The following is an 18,218-nucleotide window of genomic DNA, read 5'->3' on the forward strand; positions in this document are numbered from 1 at the left end:
CTGGCAGGCTTAATTGCGTATACCTATCAGGAGAAAAAACCCTCCTTGAACTTGGAGTGCAAAGGCTTGCCTGCACTGCCTCCGGTTGTCTTCTAACCCCGTCGAACTCACGTTCTATTAAAAGCGAGAGTGTAACTACTGTATAAGGCGTTACGGTTTTGGCAAATGACCGTAATTAAACGGATTCTACAAGTAGAGGAAAATCTCATGATCTACTTAATCCCGCCACCAGTCACCCTGGATTTTACCCATGCCTGCTCAAACTACTTCGTTGTCGGCTCTCTCCACGGCTGATTCTGCTCTTTCGATACCCTTGTTGCTTCAGCCTGAGGTCGGTGGGTTAGTTGACCCGCTAGGTGTGAATCGCCCGAATCAGTCAAGCCGATCACTGCTGTTTGTGGATGGCGGGGTCGCAGATTATCAAACCCTGGTAGCAGGAGCGTCTTCGGGCACAGAAGTGCATCTCCTGGACTCTAGCCAGGATGCTGTCACCCAAATTACCAATACGCTTCTAGGGCGAAGCGGCATTTCTAGCCTTCACATCGTCTCCCACGGCGAAGCGGGCGGACTAGACTTTGGCACTGGCAAGCTGAACCTGAGTAATTTGCCAGAATATGCGGCACAGTTGCAGGGTTGGGGCAAAGCACTAACGGACGGTGCTGACATTTTGCTATACGGCTGCAACGTAGCGCAGGGTGAACTGGGCAAAGCATTTACCAGCATCCTCGGCCAGTTGACTGGGGCGGATGTGGCAGCATCCGATGATCTGACAGGAAATGCTAGCAAGAGCGGCGATTGGACGCTGGAGGTGAACACAGGCAAGATTGAGTCGGTTAGCCCGTTCTCCTTCCAAACAACTCAGGCTTACAATGAAGTGCTGGCAATTAACGTGGCAATTGTGTCAGATGTTAGCAGTGGAGACACAACTGGCTTTATCGCAACGGTTAATCAGCTTAATGATGATACCTACTTTGACTTTAATGCAACCCTGGTTTCTTCCTCTCAAGTGGACTCCCTGGCTGAACTAAATGCCTACGATACCGTTATCATCGGTAACAATGGCAATAATGTCGTGATGAATGCTACCTTCGCTTCTGCTTTAAGAAGCTGGGTTGAAGCTGGAGGGGGGTTAGTTTCTACAGGCTGGATCATTTATGGTAGTCTCGGAAATACTGATATTGATGCAGTTGTTCCAGTCAACACTGCTGGATACCAGTACCTGACAAACACTACCGTAGTTCCTAATGGAAACTTTCACCCTATTACAACGGGAGTAAGCTCTTTTGCTTCTGCATACACTGAGGCTCCTTCAGGTGGCATTGATCCTGGAGCCACTACCCTGGCAACAGTAAGCAGTTCACCTGTGGTGGTGGTTGGTAATAAAGGTTTAGGAAAGTCGGTTTATCTCGGTCCAGACTACTCAGGTAGTTCGAATTACCCTAATCCTGGTTTACGTTCTGGCGATGCTGACCGCCTCTTGGAACAAGCCGTAAACTGGGTCGCTGCTACACAATCTGCATTCAACAATCTGCCCAGCAGTGTCACTTTCACTGAGAATAATGCTGCTCTGACGCTTGCACCGTCTCTAGCAGCGAATATGTCACCCAGTGTGGCGGCTTACTCTACAGATGGAGCTAGCATTCAATTTAATAGCGGGTTTAGCGTCGGTGACAGCCTTAGTGTTGGTGGTTCCGGGGCAACGAATGGCAGTATTAGTGGAACTTCGATTAACTGGAGCTACAACACAGGCACAGGTGCTCTGAGTTTCAGCGGCACCGATACTATTGCTAATTACATCACTGCTCTCCAACAAGTCACCTATATCCACACTGGTGAGGCTCCCAGCACAACGCCCCGCCAACTGACCTATACCATCAACCGTCAGAACAAATACTACGAATATGTCTCGACTCCATTAACTTGGACTCAAGCGCAGCAAGCTGCTGGGAGCCGAAGTTTTCTGGGATTAAAGGGTTATTTAGCAACCGTTACCTCTGCCGCTGAAAATACAACCGTTGATGCTCTCACTACTGATAGTGGCTGGATTGGAGCCAGTGATGCAGCAGTAGAAGGGCAGTGGCGTTGGGCTACAGGACCAGAAGCAAATACCCAGTTCTGGCAGGGTGGATCAGCGGGAAGTGGAGGAACGACCGTTGGTGGGCAGTATGCAAACTGGGTTTCCGTTGAGCCGAATAACTTTGGTGGAGTCGAACATTACGCGGGGCTTGATAATGCAGGGCAATGGGTTGATTTCTCCGCAAGCTCCACAAGTGGCTATTTCGTCGAGTACGGTGGGTTATCAAGTGATGCAGCCGCAACCGGTACGCTGACGATTAACCTTACGCCAGTGAATGACCTGCCCAGTGTCACTCTATCCAGTGCGGCAGTGGCTTACACAGAAAATCAACTTGCTGTGATCATCGACCCCAGTGCGACTGTTAGCGATGTGGACTCTGCCGATTTCAACATGGGTCGTCTGACCGTTAATTTTCAAGCAGGGGGGACAGCAGCCGACAGACTTGCTATCCGCAATGAAGGGGCTGGAGGTGGACAAATTGGAGTCTCTGGTAGCAATGTCGTCACCTTTGGCGGCACCACCATTGGGACGTTTACAGGTGGAGTAGGCACCACTCCTTTGGTCGTCACCTTTAACAGCAATTCTAGCCCTGCTGCTGCTCAGGCATTACTCCGCAACCTCACCTACAGCAACGCTTCAGATGCACCTTCAACTGTCGATCGCACGGTGAGCCTGGTACTTACCGACGGAGATGGTGGCACCAGCGCAATTGCTAACAAGACTATTACGGTTGTAGCCGTTAATGACGCACCCACTGTTACGGCTCCGGCTACGATCGCCGTGGCTGAAGATATCACTACCACTCTTTCAGGCATTTCGTTCGTTGATCCAGATGCTGGCAGCGGCATCGTCACTGCGACCTTAACCGTTGGGGCTGGCACTCTAAGAGCAACCACTGGTGGTGGGGTGACAGTCGGCGGTACAGCCACCGATCGCACACTCAGCGGCATTCTTGCAGCCATTAACAGCTTTATTACCGGTAACAACCTCACCTACATCACAGACCCGAATGCTACTGCCTCCCAAACACTCAGTGTCAGCATCAATGACAACGGCAGTACTGGCGGTGGGGCACTGTCTTCGGCTGTGACTAACGTGGCATTGAATGTAACAGCGGTAAACGATGCACCTACTGTTACGGCTCCGGCGGCGATCACTGTCATTGAAGACACCGTTAGCCTCCTGACAGGCATTGCGTTTGCTGATGTTGATGCGGATAGCAGTACTGTCACCGCCACCTTCACTGTTGGTGCAGGCACTCTGGCTGCGACTTCGGGAGGTGGAGTTACTGTGGGTGGCACTGCCACAAGCCGCACCCTCAGCGGCACCATCACCGCTATCAACAGCTTCATTGCAGCTAACAGTCTCACTTACATTCCAGTCCCCGACTCTGTAGCGACTCAAACGCTGAGTGTCAGCATCAATGACAACGGTAATACAGGCACAGGTGGCTCCCTGCCTTCAGGCACGACAAACATTAGTCTCAACATAACTGCTGTAAATGATGCACCCTCATTTACCAAAGGCTCTGACCAGACCATTACAGCCGGTGCGGGTGTTCAAACAATCTCCAACTGGGCAACAGGCTTCAACCCCGGACCTGCTGACGAAGTGAGTCAAACCGTGCAGGCGTATGTCGTGACCGTAGACAACACGGCGATCTTTGCCGTCCCGCCGACGATCGACAACGCTGGCAACCTCATCTACACACCTGCTACTAACCTCGCTACTGCCACGACTGCGACGATCAGCGTCAGTGTGCGTGACAGCGGTGGCACTACAAACGAGGGTACTGACACCTCCGTTGTGCAAACCTTCACGATTACCGTCAAGCCCCAGCCCACCATTAGCATTGCGGCTGTCAGTCAGAGCGAAGATACCACCCCAGGCCCCACTCCTCCTTATATCTTCACCGTCAGCCTGAACGACACCAGCACCCAGGAAGTGCGCGTGAACTATGCCACGGCTGACCGCACCGCAACGCTTGCAGATAATGACTATACAGCCGCATCCGGCACGCTCATCTTTGCCGCAGGTGAGACCAGCAAAACCTTCACTGTCAACGTCAACCCTGATGACAAGTATGAGAACACCGAAGCCTTCTTGGTGAATCTCTCAGATGCCATCAACGGCGTGATCGGTGCTGGCAGTAACAGCGTCAGCGGCACGATCGTTAACGATGACAGCATACCTGTGGCGAACATCACACCTACGCTCACCCAGGCTGAAGGCAACAGCGGTGCTACCGCTTATGGGTTCACAGTCACGCTCTCGAACTCCAGTTTTGAGGCGATCAACATCAACTACACGACTCAGGATGGCACGGCGACTGTTGCTGATGGCGACTACACCGCCGCTACGGGCACCCTCAGCTTTGCCCCTGGTGAATATAGCAAAACCATCACGGTTAATGCCACGGGTGACACTAAATTTGAGCCTGATGAAACCTTCCAACTCTCTCTAACGGGCGCGGCGACTATTTCTGGTGCCGTTAATCTTGGCAGTACATCCACTGCTAGCGGCACCATCACCAATGATGACAGCCAGCCGACCATTAGTATTGGCAACGTCAGCCAGACCGAAGGCAACAGCGGTACGAGTGCCTATAGCTTCACAGTCAGCCTTTCCAATGCCAGTACCCAAACCGTTGCCGTCAACTACACTACCGCTGATGGCACAGCTACAGTGGCTGACAGTGACTATGTTGCTGTTACTGGGACCCTCAGCTTTGCCCCTGGTGAAACCAGCAAAACCATTACCGTACTAGTCAATGGTGACACCAAGTTTGAAGCCGATCAGTCCTTTAGCGTCGCATTAAGTAATGCCAGCAATGGCACCCTTGCCAGCAATGGCGGTAGCCTTGGCAATAACATTGGCACTGGCACGATCGTCAATGACGACACCCGCCCCACGATCAGCATCAACAGCGTTAGTCAAACTGAAGGCAACATTGGCACCACACCGTATGCCTTTACTGCCAGCCTTTCTCATGCCAGCGATGAGACGGTCACCATCAACTATGCCACTGCCAACGGCACCGCAACACTTGCAGACAATGACTATACAGCCACGTCTGGCACTCTCACCTTTGCCCCCGGTACAACGAGCCAAACCATCACTGTGCTAGGCAAGGGCGACAGTCTCATTGAAGCCAACGAAACCTTCCTGGTCAATCTTACGGCTCCAACCAGTGGGACGATCGCTACAGGTACAGGCACAGGCACGATTAACAATGATGATGCTGCAAACCTGCTGTGGCGTAATGGCACCACGGGCACAGCTCCCACTGGCACAGGTGAAAATGCGATCTGGCAGCTCAATAATTTCACCCTCCAGAGCGGCTACTACATTCCCACTCTGGCTGATCTGAACTGGCAGATCATCAGCACTGCCGACTTCGATCGCGACGGCAACGCTGACCTCCTCTGGCGCAATCGCTCCACAGGCGAGAACGCGATCTGGCAAATGAACAGCACCGGACTCCAAAGCGGCTACTACCTCGCCACGATCGCCGACCTGAACTGGCGACTCCTGGGCACCGACGACTTTAACGGCGACGGTACCGCCGACCTCCTGTGGCGCAACCGGGCGACTGGCGAAAATGCCATCTGGCAGATGAGCGGCTTTAGCACCCAAACGGCTGCCCTCATTACGACCGTGGCTGATGTCAATTGGCAGATCGTCAGTACCGCCGACTTTGACAACGATGGGAAGGCTGACCTGCTGTGGCGCAACCAGGTGACGGGTGAGAACGCCATCTGGCAAATGAACGGCTTGGCCACCAAGAGTACCTTCTATATCAATGCCGCGGCCGACACCAACTGGCAGGTGGCAGGCACAGCTGATTTTGATAACGATGGTATTGCCGACATCGTGTGGCGTAATCGCGCCACAGGCGAGAACGCGATCTGGCAAATGAACAGCACGGGTTTACAAAGCGGCTACTTCGTCACAGCGGCACCAGATGTGAACTGGCAGTTAGTAGGTGTCGCTGATTTAGGCGGGGACCGGACACCCGACTTCCTCTGGCGTAATGCGACGATGGGGCAAACGGGGCTTTGGCAACTGAGTGGTTTCAGCTATGTGCAAGCGTATCAACTCCCTAACACATCCAGTGAGTGGAATGTGCGACCGTTCACGATCGCATAAAACCAACACCCCCTCAGCTAACCGATTAACCAGTGTTCTATTAACTCGGCAATCTTGCTTCCTACAGGTTTAGCCATCGTGTTTCGACTACATTCAACACACGATGGTGCAGATGCTGAGTAGCTTTTAACACTACTCAGCGTCTGCTGTTAAGGTCTCTGGCTGCCAGGTTAATAGAAGCTTGTCAGTAGCTAAGAGGTTACGACCAGTAACTAAGCGGCAAGCTAACAAAGCCTGAGTCAGAGTAAGGTAACTCTGCCTAACGAATCAACATATCTAGAAGCGATGAAAACAGTTATGCCCTACTGAAAGACTTGGTGACATAAGTAGCAGCTGGGCGTAATTATTTAGTAAGCTGCATTTCGACTATGCTCAATGCCCTTAGCCCTGTAGGTAGGCGGGTTGAGCGCAGTCGAAATCCGGTCTCTAGGTGGTGCTTAATTTAGCCTTCCTACTTAGCAGTTAGCGCTTAGGAACAATTTGAGCTGACACCAGATGCTGCTGTCATAAAGATGCAAAATGCAACCTTACTAAAAAAACTGCATCTTTACCTGTCCTAAAGATGCCTGGAGTCTAATCGTCCAACTTGTTCCGTAATAGTACTGAAGAGGTTAATTAGTCCTAAATTGTTCAGTCACTTTTTTAAGTACCAGCACGGAGTACTAGCCTTTTGTGAAAAATTATTTTGAGGGGTTTAAATGTGATCGTTAGTCTGCTTGCAAGGTAGGGCACAATCTTAGAGAACAAATTAAAGTGCAGGCATACCGGATGATCTCTGTAAGCAAGTACGACTGCCTCGCTGCCGTCTAGCCTATATCAGAGTCTGGTATTATCTTGCACTCCATCTCTGGAGCGAAAAACGATGACCTTTGAGCTTCCTCGGTTGACAACAGCTTCTGCTGATGTGCTGTCTACCGCTAATCTTGCACCAGCGTTAGCTACAACCAGTTTGACAACTGTATTGCCAGCGTTAGGACAATCCAGCCAATCTCTCTTGTTTGTTGATGGGGCGGTAGCTGACTATCAGCAGTTGATAGCGGGGGTATCTCCGGGCACCGAAGTCTATGTATTAAACTCTACCCAGGATGCCGTTACTCAAATTACTAATACACTGCTGGAACGCAGCAACGTCTCTAGCCTACAGATTGTTTCTCATGGTGAAGTAGGTGGACTAAACTTTGGCAGTGGCGTACTGAATTTGACAGACTTGCCTCAGTACGCGGCGCAGATTCAATCGTGGAGTCAGGCGCTGACAAATGATGCTGATATTTTGCTCTATGGCTGCAATACGGCGCAGGGCGAACTGGGCGAGGCGTTTGTCTCCATTCTGAGCCAGTTAACTGGAGCAGATGTTGCGGCATCAAATGACTTGACTGGAAGTAGCACCCTAGGCGGTAATTGGAGCCTGGAAGTGTCCACAGGGGAAATTGAATCTTCTTTTGCCTTACAGAGTACAGCCCTAGAAAGCTACGAGAACGTTCTAGCCCTGATTGTTGATACAACTTCAGCCTGGAATCCTCGTACTTCAGTCAATCCTTTTGGGGAGGATGGTTCAGCCACCTATGGGCAGGTCTTCGCTGTACCCATTGGAGAGACAACTGTAACCTCTTTCACCTTTTACTTGAACGATACAACTGCAGCGCCAATCAAATTCGGTGCTTACATCATGGCTTGGGACGGAGCAGGAGCAAGACCAACAGGACCCGTACTTTACGAAAGTCCTCAGCGAGCCACTACAGGACAACCTGATTTTGAGGAGTTCAAATTTACCACCGGTGGTACTAATGTCGTTGCAGGTTCGCAATATGTTGTTTTTCTAAGTGTTACAGAATACTTGGATGCTACACCTGACTTTGATTCTGGTAGCATGGGCAGTGTTGCACCCACTACTTACCCTGGTGGAGATCTTGTTTACAGCAACAGCAGAAATTTTAATGAATTAATCACAACGGCACCTTGGCTGACAACCCTTAACGTAGATGCTGCTTTCAATCTTCAATTTGGTATTTTCAGCGATCCTCCCATCGTTACTGTTTCTGACACCCCCCTCGCCTACACTGAAAATAGCCCTGCGACGCTGATCGACCCCACCGCTACTGTAACGGACGGTGATTCTCCCAACCTCAACACAGGTACTCTGACAGCAAACCTTTCCAACACAGGAACGGCTGACGATCGCCTTACCATTGTGAATCAGGGCATTGCAGCCGATCAAATTGGTGTTTCCGGTACTACCGTGACTTACGGAGGCACAGCTATTGGCACCTTTACTGGTGGTGTAGGCACAACCCCATTAGTCATCACCTTTAATAACAACTCTACCCCCACTGCAGCCCAAGCATTACTCCGAAACCTCGCCTATAGCAACGTCTCGGATGTGCCTTCAACCACCAATCGTACAGTGAGTTTTGTGCTGTCGGATGGTGCGAATGGCATCAGTACGGCTGTTAACAGAACGATTACGGTCGCTGCGGTTAACGACGCACCCACCATCGTCGCTCCTACTAGCGCCACCGTCCTAAGAAATACCCCCTCTGTCATTACAGGCATTACCTTTGCTGATGATGCAGCGGCGAATGCTGTCGTCACTGCCACCCTTAGCGTTGCGGCAGGAACCCTCACTGCTACCACTGGTAGCGGAGTTACTGTTGGTGGTACAGCCACAGCCCGCACTCTGACAGGCACCCTGGCAGCCATCAATAGCTTTATTGTCGGTAGCAACCTTACCTACACTAGCAGTCCGAATAACACCGCTGCCCAGACGTTGAGTATCAGTATCAATGACAACGGTAATACTGGCACTGGTGGACCACTGGCTTCGGCTGTGACAACCGTGACACTGAACGTAGCAGATGCAAATCTGCTGTGGCGCAGTGGAACTACAAGCGCTACTCCCGTTGGCACTGGTGAAAATGTCGTCTGGCAGTTAAAAGACTTCACTCTCCAGAACAGCTACTTCATTCCTACTGTTGATCTAAACTGGCAGATTATCAGTTCCGCTGACTTCAATCGCGATGGCAATGCCGATATTCTCTGGCGTAACCGGGCAACGGGTGAGAACGCCATCTGGCAGATGAATAGCACAGGGTTCCAAAGCGGCTACTACCTTGCTACAATTGCCGACCAGAACTGGCGACTCTTGGGCACCGACGACTTCAACGGCGACGGTACGGCTGATCTTGTGTGGCGCAACCAAGCAACGGGTCAGAATGCCATCTGGCAGATGAATGGCTTTGCCACCCAAACCGCCGCTCTCATTAACACCGTCGCGGATTTGAACTGGCAGATTGTCAGCACTGCTGACTTTGACAATGATGGTAGGGCTGACCTGCTCTGGCGCAACCGGGCAACGGGCGAGAATGCCATCTGGCAGATGAACAGCTTCACCATCAAGAGCGCGTTTCTCTTCAATCAGGTGGCAGACACTAACTGGGAAGTGGCAGGCACAGCTGATTTTAATAATGATGGGGTTGCCGACATCGTATGGCGTAACCGGGCAACGGGCGAGAATGCGCTCTGGCAAATGAACAGCACCGGCTTACAAAGTGGTACCCTATTTACTACTGTACCGGATCTGAATTGGCAGATTGCGGGTGTGTCTGACCTGGGTGGTGATAGCTCACCTGACCTCCTCTGGCGCAATACGACGACTGGGCAAGCTGGGATCTGGCAGTTCAGCGGCTTTAGCTACCTGCAAGCGTATCAGCTCCCTACTGCACCCAGTGAGTGGAGTGTGAGACCGTTCGCAGTCGCGTAAAACCAACATTGCTCAGTTAATTGGCATTTAAGTGCTGTGTCTCTGAGTGCCATACAACGGATTAAGGTGGGTGTGACGATCGCGATCGCTGCACCTACCTTATTTTTTACCCTGTAGCCAACAAGCGACAGTAGGAAAATGTACTGGGTTTGAGAAGTCAGTCAGTAGCTTTCATATTTTGTAAAGCGAGGGGTGAACTGCCACCACTCCAAAATGGCCTCTAAACCTTGCTGCTACCCATCAGGTAGAGTAGCGCCATCCGTACTGCGACACCGCTAGTGACTTGTTGTGAAATGAGGCTGAACTGGGGATCATCCATCAAGTCAGAGCTGATTTCGACACCACGATTAACGGGACCGGGATGGAGCAGTTTCACATTAGGGTGACAGAGCTTCAGACGATCGCGCGTAATGCCAAACTGCTGGTGATATTCCCGTAAGCTAGGCAACAAATGGCTAGTCATGCGCTCTTTTTGTAGCCGCAGCGTCATTACAAAATCAGCATTACGGAGAGCGGGTTCTAACGACCAATGGAGGAAGAGCTTGCGAGGAAAAGCTAAAGGATTAAGGTTGGAAGATGAATCAGGTTGCTTACTGCTAGCCTTAAGCCTTCCTTTATCCTTGTTCTCCTTGACAAAATCTGCAAAGAGCTGTGGCACTAATGTCGGTGGTCCTGCTAAATGCACTTCGGCACCGCTAGCAGTAAGACTCCAAAGGTTAGAGCGGGCAACGCGGGAGTGCAGAATATCGCCAACGATCGCAATTTTCTTATCTTTTAGCAAGGACAACTGCGGTTGATTCGGGTCTAGAAGTGTGGTGATGGTAAAGAGGTCTAAAAGCGCTTGTGATGGATGCTCATGCTGACCATCACCCGCATTAAGTACGCCAACTTTAACGCCGAGACGATCCATTTCGTTGGCGATCGCCTGAGGTACTCCAGCTTCGCGGTGACGAATCACCATCATATCGGTGCCCATTGCCAGATAGGTTTTGGCAGTATCCAGAATCGTTTCGCCTTTTGTGAGGGACGAGGAGCCGGGCGCAAAGTTGAGGGTATCGGCAGAAAGACGCTTGGCGGCTAGCTCAAAGCTGCTCCGCGTGCGGGTAGACGATTCAAAAAACAGATTGGCAACGACTTGTCCTTGCAGCGTGGGCACCTTTTTTGTCCGGCGCGACAGCACCTCGCGAAAGCTGTTGGCAGTTTGCAGTACAGTATCGTACTCGTCGGGAGTAAAATCTGCCAGAGAGAGAACGTGATGCCGATTCCAGGTGTCAGTCATAAGCGGGAACAGAGGATGTGACGGCGATCGTACTTTTGATCGCCCAAATGGGTTGAAGCCTTGCACCCGTCATTGTGGTACATCCACAGCACTTCGGTAAGCAAGGCACTCACCTTAAATTACATCCTTTAGACTTCTCACTCGATCGCAGCCATCAGGTTAAACTTGCGGTCGCTTGAGTTTTTAGCAGGACTACGGCTCATAAACCCGCTCAAGCGCTCCGATTTCTGCATGATGTAGCAGTTTCTAGGCGTTTGCCTGAAGCTCATCGAGTTTTGCCAGCACCTCAGTACTGTGAATCGCTGGATTGACCCCAGTGAACGTTGCACGGAGAATGCCTTCTGGATCAATGACATACGTGTGACGCAGGGCAACGATGCCCATCCATGACCCATAGCGTTTACTGACAGAGCCATCTGTATCAGCCAGGAGCGGAAATTTTAGCCCTTCAGAATCGCAGAATTCGGCGTGAGAATCAACTGAGTCGGCACTGATGCCAAGAATTTGGGTATTGCGATCGTCATATTTTGGCAAATCTTGCTGAAACCGACGTGCTTCCAGTGTGCAGCCAGAGGTGAAATCTTTGGGATAAAAATAGACCACAACCCATTTACCCTTATAGTCAGCCAGAGAAACCGTGCCATCGCCTGTATTGGTAGAGAGGGTAAAGGCGGGCGCGGCTTCATTAAGAGGAGGCTGTGAACCACCCATTGCAGACGCTGCCATCGCTGAACTAAAGGTGGCAAAAACAGCTAGACAAACTGTAAGCATCAGCTTGAGAAAACCACGACGAGACATGAGCGTTTTGCCTGAATCACTGCTTCATAAGAGTTTACAATAGTTGCACCAATGGCGATCGACCTACTGCCTAAGCTTTTGCAAGAAGTAAACATTCGACCAAGCAGCCCGAATGCTTAAAGAATCCGGAGCCTTTAAACTCTTTAAGGGAGTAACGTTTAACTGACGTTTGACTAATCGATGCAGTACATCAAACCACTGTTAGGGATAGGACTGATCGCGATCGCTCTCTATGTAGGCTTTGTGGGCATCTCACCCTGGATAATTCTGCTTGTAGGAATAGTATTTACAGCCGCTTACATTCAAGACAAATGGTTTCTGTGGCATGACCTGTTTCAACGGCGCGATCGAGCCTTCTATCAATCGCTGCTGATCACGTACTTGATCCAAGTTGTAGTGGTCGCCATTCTCTACCTGTTAGGTCTTGGCATCGGACGTTTGATAGGGCTGTAGTTTACCGCCTAAAAAAGGACATACCTTCAATAGTCAGCCCCATCAGCCCTAAGTGTGATTCATAGCCTCAAGCTTGGGAAGCTTTGGCACCGGGTAATAACGTTAGATAAACACCAGATTCAAGTAAGTCGATCGCCCGTTCAGCCAGCGCTGTTAAACACTTAATCAATGTTGATGGCATTGGGTGTTCGCGCCGAAGACGAGGAGCCAACAAGCGGCTTGCGGTACTCAGCGTACAGACGATCGCGCCAACTAAAGAATGGCTCAAACGTACCAACATCAGCAATACCTGGTACACCTTTGCCTTTCAAAGCGTCAGGAATTTCGAGAAAGTCTCCCGTCGGAAACTTCAGGTACATACTCATCCCAGCTACAGCAAAATCTGCAAGCGTGGGGTGGTCAGTTACCAGATAAGGCTGGTCGTGCAAAAGAAAGCAGAGCGATGTCAAATCACGTTTGATCGCTTCAGTTGCGGCTTTGATTGCATCGGGTCCAAACCCAACGCCCTGTCCCAAAATACTTAAGAACTCTCCTGGAAGCGCACCAACCAAACTCCTGACTACATCAGGGACGGAGCTAGGTAAAAAGGCAGCGCGAAAGCTCTGATCCTGGTTCAGCGCGCCAATCAACACTTTGCGAGCATTCAAGCCGATCGACTCGTCTGCCCATTGCTCCATTAATAGCGTTAAGCCACGAAGTTTGGGTTCGGTAGGAATGATCGGGCGATCAGGGTACTGCCGTTCTAAATACTCGGCGATCGCGGTTGAATCAGCAATAATCTGGCTACCGTCTTGCAATACAGGTACTTGCCGCTGCCCAGACAGACGGTATAGATCAATCTGACCAATGCCGGGTGTGACTTCCACCTTGCGGTATGCCAACCCCTTATAGTCGAGGATTAGCCGCACCTTCTCAACATAGTGGGATAGTTCAAACTGGTGTAGCTCTAACATTGCGGATCTCCTGTGGGGCTTTCGAGAAGCAGCTTGCGGTTTCAGCGACGAAACACTTGGGCTGGTTAACAGCTTTGTAAAGCTATCGTAATTTTCTTCCAAAGCCCAGGACAATACAATCTGCTGAAGGTCTCATCTAGTAGCTGGTCAAGCCCTTTAAAGGCTCTAGAGTCTGTACCGTTCACAGAGCGATCGCAATTTTATCTCTAAGCGGTTTTGCAGACTCTCTGGACTAGAGGCAATTGTCTCAGTTGGTGCACAAGCACCAGACAGCCTTGGGAATTCGATCACGCAGTTCCAGTTGTGCTGCAATGCTGGCTACCAATCGTTGATAAGGCTTCCTAGGGCTGTGACATCTAGTTGGTCGCTTGCAAACGCTCGACGCAGGAGATCGGTCGGTATGAATTCGTCATATTTTTGCAGTTTGGGTGCCTCTTCTTCGCCTAGTAGCTCGATCGCGCTGAGCCGACGATCGTTCAGAGATTTAAGTTCGTGATACAGGCTAACGGTGCTGCATTTGCCCATATTGACGACCAGAAAATAGGGCGATCGTCCCACTACACCTTTGATCTTGAGTGCATCGCGGCAATGGAGACGCAAAAAACGTTCTAGGGTGCGAACTGCGATCGTGCCAGCCCAGGGCAAAATGCAGCAGGCATTCCCTTCCAGAGGAAAGAGGTAACTACTCTCTAGTCCTTCTTTCTGAGCGAGTTTGCGTGCTGCGGCTAACCGCGCTTTGGCACCGGGCTGAAGATAGAGGTATTCAGTCTCTTCTAGTAACGCCTGTCGCATTCGTTGCAGCACACGGGTATGGATGTTGCCACTGCTGCCGCGCCAGGAAACGGTAGAAATGTCGATCGCAGGCTTCACCTGAAGCACTTTACGGCTGCTGTTTACTTCAGTCACTTCCCAGGTGCGTCCAGCAAGGGAGAGGCGATCGCCAACGGCGGGCGGCACAACAACAGTGCCCAGTTCAATGCCGTCACTCCACACGGCGTAATCTTCCGTGTCGGGGAAGATGGCGTAAAACTTGAAGCTTTTCACAATCCGTTCGGCGGTTAGCCCGATGATCAATCCGTTTTCCTTAGTGCGCTGGATGTGGTCAAGCTCGATCAGATGGCGTAGCACCTGGCGAAAATCATCCTGAGTGATGGCACGAAAGGGCGGCAAAGTAAGGACGCGCTGTGCCAGGGCTGCGGGAGAGAGTTCACCTAACGCGACTAGCGTGCTCATCGTTTGCTGATACAGAAGGCTAAAGGGATAGTGCAGTGGGGCGATCGGCTCAATCCACTTCTCTTCTAAGTAAAGCTGAATGACTGCGATGCACTGAAGCAACTGCCAGGGAATGAGTTCGGGGAGTGATTCACCACCCGTCAGCTTGTCTTCAGCGCAAACAAACCGCATATCGGCAGGGCTACCCCGCCGACCTGAGCGCCCCAATCGTTGTAGAAAACTGGCAACCGAGGGTGGTGCTTCAAGTTGAATCACGCGATCGAGTTGCCCCAAATCAATCCCCATCTCAAAGGTGACGGTTGCCGCTGTCACGGTAGGACTAGTCACATCGCGCATGGCGTTTTCTGCTGCTTCCCGTAGCGGTGCCGCAATGCTGCCGTGATGAACGTGATAGATGTCGGGAGATCCTTTTGCCTGGGCAATTTGTCGCAGTGAGGCGATGACGTTTTCGGTTTCAGACCGTCCGTTAGCAAAGATCAGGCATTTGCGACCCTGGCTTTGCTCAAAAAGGTGACGCTGATACGGGCTAAAAGCTTCATCTCGTGTATCACCGCGTGCTCGCACAACAAGGCTGGCTGTGTGGAAGTGCTCTAGCGCCAGTTGAATTTTACGTGGCACTGCTGGCAGATGGGGTGTGGTGACAAGACGATCGGTGCCTGCTCGCAACCAGTCTTCTGCCATACCGTAATCGCCTAACGTGGCAGATAGCCCAATCCGTCGTGGCTGGTTTTGCGTAATCTGAGCCAGACGAGACAACTGGCAAAGAATTTGCGCTCCGCGATCGGAGCCGATAAACGCATGAATTTCGTCAATAATGATAAAGCGCAAGTCACCAAACAGCCGATCGAGTTCGGTACTCTTGTTGATTAACAAGCTTTCTAATGATTCGGGCGTAATTTGAAGAATGCCTCTAGGCTGCCTAAGCACTTGCTTTTTCCGGCTTTGGGCAATATCACCATGCCATGCCGAAACCGGAATATCCGCTTGCTTCAAGAGATCGGAGAGGCGATCGAACTGATCGTTAATCAGCGCTTTGATCGGTCCAATGTAAATGGCACCAATACTGGTCGGTGGGTCATTATGCAACAGCGTCAGCACAGGCAAAAAGGCGGCTTCGGTCTTGCCAGAAGCGGTACCGGCTGCAATCAACAGGTGCGCGTCAGTTTCAAAGATGACGCGACACGCCTCAAGCTGCACGGGGCGCAGATCTGCCCAGCCCTGATTGTAAATATAGGCTTGAATAAAGGGCGCAAGACGGTCATAGGAGGAAGACATAGCAATTACAAGAAAGGCTCTGGTTTAAAAAGCTCATTCTAAGCTCAGAGTCTTATGACTAAGCCTGGTTATGACTAAGCCCGAGCCTCTTTACGCGCAAAGCGTCTTGAGTTTGCACGCTTTAAACTGTAAATTCAGCAAACTCACTGGTTTCGTCGATCGACGCATCTTTATGCGCTTTCGATGGCTGAAAACTGGCACTGTGTACAATCTGACTGAGTGTCATTTGCGGGTTTTGCTGCAAAATGTTTAACACCCCAATGAAATCGCGCACGACTTCGCCTGGTGTCAGGAGAGTCTCTGCACCCACGCGGTTAGTGACGGCTCCTAGAAAATCCTGAAGCTCTCGTTGGGTAAGCTGCGGCTGGCTGGTATGATGAGCCGCATAAATTTCCGTCAGGCGTTGCAGTAGTTGTAAAATATCTTCTTGCGTGAGCGGTTCTAGCCAAATAGCAGGACCAGACACATCCTCAACGCCCGCTTTGACAAAACGACTTTTGGCAGTACGACGCTGCCAAGCTGGATCGCTGTACAGCCCTCGACGTGGATCTTCCAGCAATTGCGGTGTGCCGCCGATCACTGTGCCCAGATGACCAACTCGCCCCTGCATGGCATCGTTAAACATTGCCAGCAGCTTGTCGTAGTTATTCTGGCGGGCGATCGTTGTGTTGATTTTGTACAAATGAATGGCCTCATCTAGAAAGATGAGCAAGCCTTTGTAGCCCAAATCTGACACAAAGCGAGCCACTAGCTTGATGTAGTCGTACCAGGTTTCGTCATCAATAATCACCCGTACGCCTAAAGCCGCCCGTGCTTCCGTTTTGGTTGCAAACTCGCCCCGCAACCAACGGAGTGCCGCTGTTTTCTTGCTGTCATCATCCGTGCGATAGCCCGACCAGTAGGCAATAATGACGTTGGCGAATTCAAAGCCATTCACTAAATCAGCGACATCTTTGACCACTTCGCGAATTTTTGCTTCGACCTGCCCGTCAAACCCATCATCATTTGGTTTTTTGCCCGTTTCTTGAGCTACCTGGGTCTGTATACCGGCAATCCAACGCTCTAGAATAATCGTCAGTGCGCCACCATCGGGTCTACTTTTCGTCGCCAGGTTGTGCATCAGCTCACGGTACGTAGCAAGACTGGCACCATTGCTGCCTGCTAAACGACGTTCTGGAGTAAGGTCCGCATCGGCAACGACAAAGCCTTGCTCCATCGCGTGATTGCGAAGCAACTGGAGAGTGAAGCTCTTGCCTGCACCATAGCGCCCTACCACAAAACGAAAGGCTGCTCCACCCCCTGCAATGTTGTCAAGGTCTTGCAAAAGTGCCTGTATCTCCCGCTCGCGCCCCACAGCGATGTGTTCTAGCCCAACCCGTGGCACAACACCAGCACTGAGGGCATTAATCAGCGCAGTCGAGACTCGTTTGGAAAGTTTGGGGGGTGACATGGGCGTTTATTTAGTTCATTCGTACCCGGTTCATGTGTACCAGGGCGATCGCATTATTCACCATAGTAAGACTTGAATGGCGATACGCTGCGTCTGTCTAAGCGATTCATCAGCTTGATGCCATCCTACAGGGGCGTAGAAGCTGTACCGAACTGGGAGCTACACAGTAATTTCACGGAGTTTTGTGTCTAATGTTAGCGACGGTTTGTTAACCTGTAGTGAATTGGTAGCTTTGCAAGCAATTGCTGTCCTACTTGTTGCAATAGCCTAGAGGCATTGAAGGCAGACCAGCTTTATGGGATGTCTACTTTTACGTTAAGGAGATTCCTGAGAAAGAATGTACCGCTTTTAGGGGGCAGGTTCTGCCAGAAGCTTTGCGAATAGCCGATCACGTTGGTATCAAACCTGCCCCTACGGGTATTTTGCTTGCTAGAAATCTCTTGAGCAGTGATGAGGTCTTGGGTCAATGCAGTTGCGTGTTTTAGCGTTACGCCCCTACGTTCTATCGTCTGCTAACCCGTCTTATCGTTTAAGAACGCTTTTTTGCAGTCCGTCCCTTTCTGTGCCGCCAGCCATCTTGTTACAGCGCGTATTTCCTAAGATTCGATCAGCAGTCCTAATGCCGTCAGGCGAATCGATCGCCCACTGCATTAGGTGTACCTGCTCAAGCTATGTAGAACATTGGGCATCTAAGAGATTGGCTGCTTGTAGCACCGGGATCGCAGAAGCTTCACTTTCTTTGCCCTCTTCGATTTCATTGCCTTACCTTGAGAGTCTTGCTTGCCGACTGCTCG

At 51.0% G+C, this 18,218-nt stretch carries 8 protein-coding genes; 3 read left to right on the plus strand and 5 right to left on the minus strand.

What is annotated here, in order from left to right; genetic code table 11:
* Positions 1-250: 250 nt before the first annotated feature.
* Positions 251-6,226: a DUF4347 domain-containing protein gene (locus H6F86_RS03480; RefSeq protein ID WP_190446721.1), complete on the plus strand. Its 5,976-nt coding sequence runs from the start codon at positions 251-253 to the stop codon at positions 6,224-6,226.
* Positions 6,227-7,088: 862 nt separating this feature from the next.
* A complete protein-coding gene (locus H6F86_RS03485) occupies positions 7,089-9,983 on the plus strand; it encodes a DUF4347 domain-containing protein (RefSeq protein WP_190446722.1) in 2,895 nt (964 codons plus the stop codon).
* A gap of 220 nt (positions 9,984-10,203) precedes the next feature.
* Here H6F86_RS03485 and H6F86_RS03490 read toward each other — a convergent pair whose 3' ends face one another.
* A complete protein-coding gene (locus H6F86_RS03490; protein WP_190446723.1) occupies positions 10,204-11,262 on the minus strand; it encodes an aspartate carbamoyltransferase catalytic subunit in 1,059 nt (352 codons plus the stop codon).
* Positions 11,263-11,508: 246 nt separating this feature from the next.
* Positions 11,509-12,060, minus strand: a complete 552-nt coding sequence (locus tag H6F86_RS03495; protein ID WP_190446724.1) for a peroxiredoxin — start codon at positions 12,058-12,060, stop codon at positions 11,509-11,511.
* A 180-nt stretch (positions 12,061-12,240) separates the two neighbouring features.
* Here H6F86_RS03495 and H6F86_RS03500 point away from each other — a divergent pair, with 180 nt between their 5' ends.
* Positions 12,241-12,513 carry a hypothetical protein gene (locus tag H6F86_RS03500; protein WP_190446725.1) on the plus strand — a complete coding sequence of 91 codons (273 nt, stop codon included), beginning with the start codon at positions 12,241-12,243 and terminating at the stop codon, positions 12,511-12,513.
* Positions 12,514-12,674: 161 nt separating this feature from the next.
* On the opposite strand, the gene H6F86_RS03505 is transcribed toward H6F86_RS03500, so the two are convergent.
* The 3 genes from H6F86_RS03505 to H6F86_RS03515 all read right to left on the minus strand — a co-directional run bounded on the left by H6F86_RS03505 (position 12,675) and on the right by H6F86_RS03515 (position 17,424).
* Complete coding sequence (locus H6F86_RS03505) at positions 12,675-13,466, minus strand: glutathione S-transferase family protein (RefSeq protein WP_190446726.1); 792 nt, start codon at positions 13,464-13,466, stop codon at positions 12,675-12,677.
* 318 nt (positions 13,467-13,784) lie between these two features.
* On the minus strand, positions 13,785-15,974 hold the full coding sequence (locus H6F86_RS03510; protein WP_190446727.1) for a DEAD/DEAH box helicase: 2,190 nt from the start codon (positions 15,972-15,974) through the stop codon (positions 13,785-13,787).
* Positions 15,975-16,095: 121 nt separating this feature from the next.
* Entirely contained in the window at positions 16,096-17,424 is a 1,329-nt protein-coding gene (locus tag H6F86_RS03515) for an ATP-binding protein (protein ID WP_190446728.1), read from the minus strand.
* Positions 17,425-18,218 lie beyond the last annotated feature (794 nt).

Source organism: Phormidium sp. FACHB-592, from assembly GCF_014695795.1.
GTDB lineage: Bacteria > Cyanobacteriota > Cyanobacteriia > Leptolyngbyales > Leptolyngbyaceae > Stenomitos.